6 protein-coding genes and 1 pseudogene are annotated in these 6,548 nt (G+C 77.1%); 5 read left to right on the top strand and 2 right to left on the bottom strand.

All coding sequences use genetic code 11. The features are described from left to right. Positions 1 to 34: 34 nt before the first annotated feature. Positions 35 to 1,489, bottom strand: a complete 1,455-nt coding sequence (locus J1M37_RS07745; protein ID WP_049147037.1) for an L-lactate permease — start codon at positions 1,487 to 1,489, stop codon at positions 35 to 37. An 80-nt stretch (positions 1,490 to 1,569) separates the two neighbouring features. Here J1M37_RS07745 and J1M37_RS07740 point away from each other — a divergent pair, with 80 nt between their 5' ends. The 4 genes from J1M37_RS07740 (at position 1,570) to J1M37_RS07725 (ending at position 5,389) form a co-directional block, all read left to right on the top strand. Beyond that, complete coding sequence (locus J1M37_RS07740) at positions 1,570 to 2,721, top strand: nitronate monooxygenase (protein ID WP_206452413.1); 1,152 nt, start codon at positions 1,570 to 1,572, stop codon at positions 2,719 to 2,721. 65 nt (positions 2,722 to 2,786) lie between these two features. Further along, positions 2,787 to 4,127, top strand: a complete 1,341-nt coding sequence (locus J1M37_RS07735; RefSeq protein ID WP_206452412.1) for a DUF7134 domain-containing protein — start codon at positions 2,787 to 2,789, stop codon at positions 4,125 to 4,127. A 56-nt stretch (positions 4,128 to 4,183) separates the two neighbouring features. After that, entirely contained in the window at positions 4,184 to 4,924 is a 741-nt protein-coding gene (locus J1M37_RS07730; protein ID WP_206452411.1) for a response regulator, read from the top strand. Between the two features lie 198 nt (positions 4,925 to 5,122). Then, positions 5,123 to 5,389, top strand: coding sequence for a hypothetical protein (locus J1M37_RS07725; RefSeq protein ID WP_044659312.1), 267 nt, complete (start codon positions 5,123 to 5,125; stop codon positions 5,387 to 5,389). A 13-nt stretch (positions 5,390 to 5,402) separates the two neighbouring features. On the opposite strand, the gene J1M37_RS07720 is transcribed toward J1M37_RS07725, so the two are convergent. After that, the gene (locus tag J1M37_RS07720) at positions 5,403 to 5,819 is read right to left on the bottom strand and encodes a TetR/AcrR family transcriptional regulator (RefSeq protein WP_206452410.1); all 417 of its coding nucleotides are present in this window, start codon (positions 5,817 to 5,819) and stop codon (positions 5,403 to 5,405) included. Positions 5,820 to 5,933: 114 nt separating this feature from the next. Here J1M37_RS07720 and J1M37_RS07715 point away from each other — a divergent pair. After that, positions 5,934 to 6,395 (top strand): annotated as a pseudogene (locus J1M37_RS07715) (ABC transporter ATP-binding protein); the annotation flags it as partial. Positions 6,396 to 6,548 lie beyond the last annotated feature (153 nt).

The following is a 6,548-nucleotide window of genomic DNA, read 5'->3' as shown; positions in this document are numbered from 1 at the left end:
CGCCCCACCCGGGCCCCGCTCCACCCCCCGCGCGTCACCGCGGCAGCAGGAACCAGCCCATCACGGCCATGCCGAGGATCCCGGCGAGCATGGCCGGCAGCAGCACCACGAACAGGTTCCGCCGCGTCACGGCCCAGCCGGGCATCTGCGGCGACTGCGCCCCCGCGGCCATGCCGTGGGCCACCTGGATGCGAGCGGGCCCGGCGACGATGCCCCAGCCCGCGGCCGCGTTGTGCAGGCCGTTGGACCAGGGCGGGGGGACGCCCAGGGCGGCGCCTGTGTCCATCTGCAGGGGGCCGATCAGGGCCATGGCCCCGGTGTTCGAGGCCGTGATGAAGCCGGCGAACGCGCCGAGGAACGGCATCGCCACCAGGTAGGACTCCCCCATCCCGCTGAGCGCGCCCGCGAGCGCCTGCGAGACCCCGCCGGCGGAGAGGATGAGCCCGAACGCCACGTAGAGCGCGTTGGGGATGGCGGTGCCCACCCACAGCTTCCCGGCCTCGCGGGGGACGCGGCGGCGGGCGGCGGCGTCGAGGTGGAGCAGCTGCACGCCCACGCCCACCGCCACGAACGCCCACAGCGCCGGCGTCCCCACGAGGGCCGCCGCCCCCTCGAGTCCGAACGCGCCCTTCACGGTGGTGCCCAGCACGGTGCCGGCCATGAGCGTCAGGTACGGCACCACGTCCCGCCCCGGCCCGGGCAGCAGCCGGCCGCCGCGGATCACGAGGAGCCAGGCCACGGTGAGCACGAACGTGGCGACGGCGCCCGCCGGCGCGGTGCCGACCACGAGGTTCGCCCCCAGGATCAGCGCCCACTGGGCGACCCCGGAGAGCACGGCGACGCCGAGCCAGGGCAGTGTCCGGGCCGGGCCGGCGTCGACTCGCATGCCGCGCGCCCCGCGCAGCAGCAGCACCGTGGCCACGCCCGCCACCAGGCAGGCCGGCAGGTTGAACACCGCCGCGGTGACCCCGATCTCCCGGAAGTCCAGGCCGAACAGGCGGGCGCCCATGAGCGTGCCCGGCGCCATGGACCCCCACGGCCCGATGGTGAGCGCGAGGACGGAGATCAGCGCGGACCGGAACGCCGTGTAGCCCAGGCCCAGCAGCAGCGGCACGCCCACGATCAGGGAGACGCCGAACCCGGTCACGGTCTCGAGGAACGGGATGACGCCGTGCACCATGAGCAGCGCGGTCGCGATCGTGGGGCCGTTGCCCGCCGAGAGCCACGCGGCCAGGCGTGCGTGCCCGCCGGAGTACTCCATGACGCGGGACAGGGTGATGCCGCCCGCGATGATCGCCAGGATCTCGAGCAGCGTGGGCACGCCGGCGCCGATCGCGCCGCCCAGGTCGCCCGGGGCCACGCCGAAGGCCGTGAGGGCCAGCAGCACGGCCACGGCCGTCCCGGCGGCCGGGGCCACCCATGCGGGCAGTCGGGTGAGCAGCAGCACGAGGGTGAGCAGGATGGGCGAGAGCGCGAGCAGCACCTCCACGACGCACCTCCCTCTCCTCGTGTACCCCGCCCCACTGTAGGCGCGGGGCGGGTCCGGGCCCTCCCCCTACGCTGGGGGTCATGACGCAGCCATCCCACGACGACGTCACCCGCGCCCGCCTGATCCCGCCCGTGCCCGTGGCGGTGGCCCCGATGGCCGGCGGCCCCTCGACCCCGGAGCTGGTGGCCGCCGTCGTGGGCGCCGGCGGCGGCGGGTTCCTCGCCGGCGGCATGCGGACGGCCGCGCAGATGCGCGCGCAGGTGGACGCGCTGCGCGCGCTGCTGGGCGCGGAGGGGCCGGACCGCTGGGGCGTGAACCTGTTCGTGCCGGACGCGGTGAACACGGCCATCCCGGACGCGGCGCGCACGGAGGCGGCACGGTCGGCGCGGGCGGCGGCCGTCGCCGCGTACCGGGCGGACCTGACGGCCGACGGCGCCGCCGACCTGCCCACGGCCGCGGACGTGGTCCCGGACCCCGATGCCGAACGGGCCGACTTCGACGCCCTGCTCACCGCCGCCGAGGAGCAGGCGTGGCCGCTGGTCTCCTTCACGTTCGGCCTGCCGGCCGCGGACGTGTTCGCCCGGCTGGCCGCCGCGGGCATCCCGGCCGGGGCCACCGTGACGGACGCGACCGAGGCGCGGGCCGCCCTCGAGCACGGGGCCGCGTTCCTCGTGGTGCAGGGCCACCGCGCCGGCGGGCACCGGGGCACGTCGGACCCGGCCGCGGAGCCGCCCCGCGCCGAGCTGCCGGCGGTGCTGGCGGCGGTGCGCGACGTCGTCGGGACGGGGGCCGCGCGCGCCGTGCCCGTGGTGGCCGCCGGCGGCGTGGGCACCGCCGAGGACGTGCGCGCCCTGCTGACCGCCGGCGCCGACGCCGTCTCGGCCGGCACCGCGTTCCTCCTCACCCCGGAGGCGGGCACCTCGGCGGCGCACCGGGCGGCCGTCGCGGCGTGTGCGGCCGGGACACGCTTCTCCGCCGACGACGGCCGGGCCCGCACCGGCCTGACCCGCGCCTACACGGGGCGGTGGGCGCGGTCGCTGGTCACCGCGTTCATGGCGGAGCACCCGGACGCCCCCGCCGCGTACCCCGAGGTCAACGTCCTGACGAAGGGGCTGCGCGCCGCCGCCGCGGCCGCCGGCGACCTCGAGCGCGTCCACCTGTGGGCCGGCACCGAGGCGCACCGGGTCCGGGAGGCGCCGGCCACCGACGTCCTCGCCTCCCTCACGCCCTGAGGACCGCCCCGGATCATCCCGCGGGCTGACGCCGGCCCCTCGGCCCGCGGCCTAGGCTGGCCCGCGTGAACCCCCTGCGCCGCCTCGACCAGTGGACGCGCCTGCACCCCGTGCGCACGGACGTGATGGCCGCCGCGGCCCTGTTCACCGTGCTCGTGGCGCTGCCGTGGATCGCGCTCGGGCCGATGGTCGCCCCGGACCCCCAGGGCAGGCAGACGGCCGTCTCCCTCCTGGCCGGGGCCGGCATGGTCCTGCCGTGGGCCGTGCGTCGGGTGCGCCCGGTGGCCTCGGCCGCCGTCGTGACGGCCGCGGCCGTCCTGCACCTGCTCGCCGGGCCCGAGTTCAGCATGTCCCTGCTGATGGTGCCGCTCACCGTCTACAACCTCGCCGCGAACGCGCCCCGGAGCATCTCCGTGGCCGGGCTCCTCACGGGGCTGGCCGGCGGCGTGGCCAACGGGGTGAAGGTGTGGCTGTTCCCGGCGCAGTTCGTCACCCCCGACGGCCTCACCGTCCGCTCCCCCGCGGAGCCGCTGGCCATGGTCATCATGGCGATCGGCTGCGGGCTCGTGGTGCTCACCGCGTGGGCGTTCGGCGACGTCGTGCGCAACCGCCGCCTCACCGTGCGCGCCCTCGAGGACCGCGCCCACCGCCTCGAGGTGCAGTCCCGGCAGGAGCGCGAGCTCGCCGCCGCCGACGAGCGCAGCCACATCGCCCGGGAGATGCACGACATCGTCGCCCACTCCCTGCAGGTGATCATCTCCCAGGCCGACGGCGCCCGGTACGCCGCCGCCGCCAAGCCCGCGCTCGCGGTCACCGCGCTCGAGACCATCGGCCAGACCGGCCGCTCCGCGCTCGCGGACATGCGCCAGCTGCTCGGCGTGCTCCGCGAGACCGGCGAGACCGTGGCCGGGGTGCCCGGCGTGACGGACGACGACGCCCGCCGTCCCGCCGCCGTCGTCGCCTCCCCCGACGGCCGCGGCGCCCGCCTGCCCCCGGGCCGCCGGCCCCAGCCGCGGCTCGCGGACCTGCCCGCGCTCGTGGAGACGATGCGCCTCTCCGGACTCGAGGTGTCCCTGCTCGAGACCGGCACGCCCCGCCGTGCGCTGCCGGCGGGAGGCGAGCTGGCCGCATACCGGATCGTGCAGGAGGCGCTGACCAACACGCTGCGCCACGGCGGGCCGGACGCGGACGCGTTCGTCACGCTCGCCTGGACGGCGCGCGGCCTGGACCTGCAGATCGACGACGACGGCTGCGGCGCCGCCGCCGACCCCGCCACCCGGGGAAGCGGCCAGGGTCTGCGGGGGGCCGCCGAGCGGGCGGCCCTGTTCGGCGGGACGCTCGAGTCGGGGCCGCGCGTGGGGGCCGGGTACCGCGTGTCCGCCCACCTGCCGTACTCGGCGGTATGAGGGGTGGCCGCCCCCGTCCCACCCGCTCACCCCGCCCGACTTGAGAGGATGACCCCATGAGCTCTGAGGAGACCGTCCCCGTCCGCGTGGCCCTGGTGGACGACCAGGCACTGATCCGCTCCGGGCTGGCCATGCTCGTGGACTCGCAGCCGGACCTGACGGTCGTGGCGGAGGCGGGCAGCGGGCGCGAGGCGGTGGCGTCGGTGTCCGTGACGGGCGCCGACGTCGTGCTGATGGACGTGCGCATGCCGGAGATGGACGGCATCGAGGCCACCCGCGCGCTGCTGCGCCGGCCGGACGCACCGCGCGTCGTGGTGCTGACCACCTTCGACCTGGACGAGTACGCGTTCGACGCGATCGAGGCGGGCGCCAGCGGCTTCCTGCTCAAGGACGCCCCGCCCGAGGAGCTGCTCGCCGCGATCCGCACGGTGCACCGGGGCGACGCCGTGATCGCCCCGTCCACGACGCGCCGGCTCCTGACGCACATGGCCCCGCGTCTGCGCTCGGACCAGGTCCGCAGCGCCGAGTGCGAGGAGCAGCAGGCGGCCGTGGCGTCGCTGACCCCGCGCGAGCACGAGGTGCTGGTGCTCATGGCGCAGGGCGCCGCGAACCTGGAGATCGCCGCCGAGCTCGTGCTCTCCGAGGCCACCGTGAAGACGCACGTGGGCCGGGTGCTGGCCAAGCTCGGCGCCCGCGACCGCGTGCAGGCCGTGCTCATCGCCCACCGCGCGGGCCTCAACGGCCGGCCTCAACGGCCGGCCTCAGCGGTCGGCCGGGGCGGCGGGGCCCTTCCCTGAGCCACTCCCCAGGCACCTGCCAGCACAATCACAGGTCATACTTGGGTATGAGTCGGACGCCCCGAGGTTCATCCTCATGGCCCTGCCGGTGCGCCCACCGCCTCCGCGATGCTGGACGCAGGCCCCGCAGCGGGTCCGCCGCCGGGGTGCACGCGCCGACGGCCGCCCCGGCCCGACGCGCACTGGAGGAGAGGCACCATGACCGGCAGCATCCTGGACCACCCCGCCCCGACGACGTCCCGCGCCTCCGACCCAGCCGCCGAGCGGGCGCAGCGGGACAGCGAATGCGTGGCCTTCTTCGTCGCACTGGTGACGGCCGCCGTCGTGATGCTGGGCCTGAGCCTGTTCACGGGGGTCGAGGGGCTGCTCCGCCTGGCACTCACCGCGGGCGCCGGCCTGCTCGCCGGCGCCGTCGCGTGGGCCACCGCCCGCCCCGTCCTGGAGGACGACGCCCCGGGCGACTGACCCGGCTGCGCCCTCAGGGCCGCAGGCCGCGCAGGTACGTGTCCAGCAGCCAGCGCCGCTGGTCCGGGCCGTGGCCCAGCAGCGCGCACTCCGGCGACCGGGTGACCATGAGCAGGCCGAACAGGTAGTCCGCCCCGGTCACGTCCGGGCCCACGAGCCCGGCCCGCCGCGCCTCGGCCCCGCCGTCGCGCTCGTCCCCGGCCGCCCCGTCGAGGAAGGCCTGCAGGATCCCTCCGGTGCGGGCCACGACGTCCTCGAGCACGGCGTCCAGCAGATCCCGACGCGTGGGGAAGTGCCGGTACAGCGTGCCCACGCCGACCCCGGCCTCCTGCGCCACCCCGCGGAGGGACATCGCGGCCCCCTGGGTGGCGATGAGACGGCCGGCGGCCGCCAGCAGGTCCTGGCGGTTGGCGCGGGCGTCGGCTCTCATGTCCCCATCATCCCACTCCGCCCGGCACCGCCCGGCGGCGGGGGCCTGACGCCCTCGGGTCCACGCCTCGCCGGCCCGCCTCATCCCCGGGCATGACCCGCCGCCGGGCGGTGCGCACACCCCTTCTCCCCCACGACCCCCGGCCCCGTCGCGCCGGGGCCGGGCACGCCGTCGTCGTCCGCCACCACGACGACGGCGCCCGCCGTCTGCGCCCGCGGCCTCACCCGCGCCTACGGGCGCGGTGACGCGCAGGTGCACGCCCTGCGCGGGGTGGACGTGGACTTCGCCTCGGGCGCGTTCACCGCGATCATGGGGCCCTCGGGGTCGGGCAAGTCGACGCTCCTGCACTGCCTGGCCGGGCTGGACGCGCGGACCTCGGGCTCCGTGAGGATCGGCGGCACGGAGATCACAGGACTGGACGACACCGCCCTGACCCGCCTGCGCCACCGCCCGCACGAGCTCTCGGGCGGTCAGCAACAGCGCGTCGCCGTCGCCCGCGCCCTGCTCACCCGACCGGGCGTCGTGTTCGGGGACGAGCCCACCGGCAACCTGGACACCGCCACCTCCACCGAGGTGTGAGCAGGCGGGGCGCGGTGCGTGCGAGCCGCGCCCCACAGCTCGGCGCCGGTCCGCGGCCCCGGCGACGCGCCCGAGACCTCGTGACGGGGTCCCGGGCGCGCCCTACGCTGAGCCGCATGAGCGAGACCCTCCTCGCTGCCCCTGCCGCCC

It is taken from the genome of Micrococcus sp. KRD012, from assembly GCF_017168555.1.
Classification (GTDB): Bacteria; Actinomycetota; Actinomycetes; order Actinomycetales; family Micrococcaceae; genus Micrococcus; species Micrococcus luteus.
This window is presented reverse-complemented; position numbering and strand designations above follow the sequence as displayed.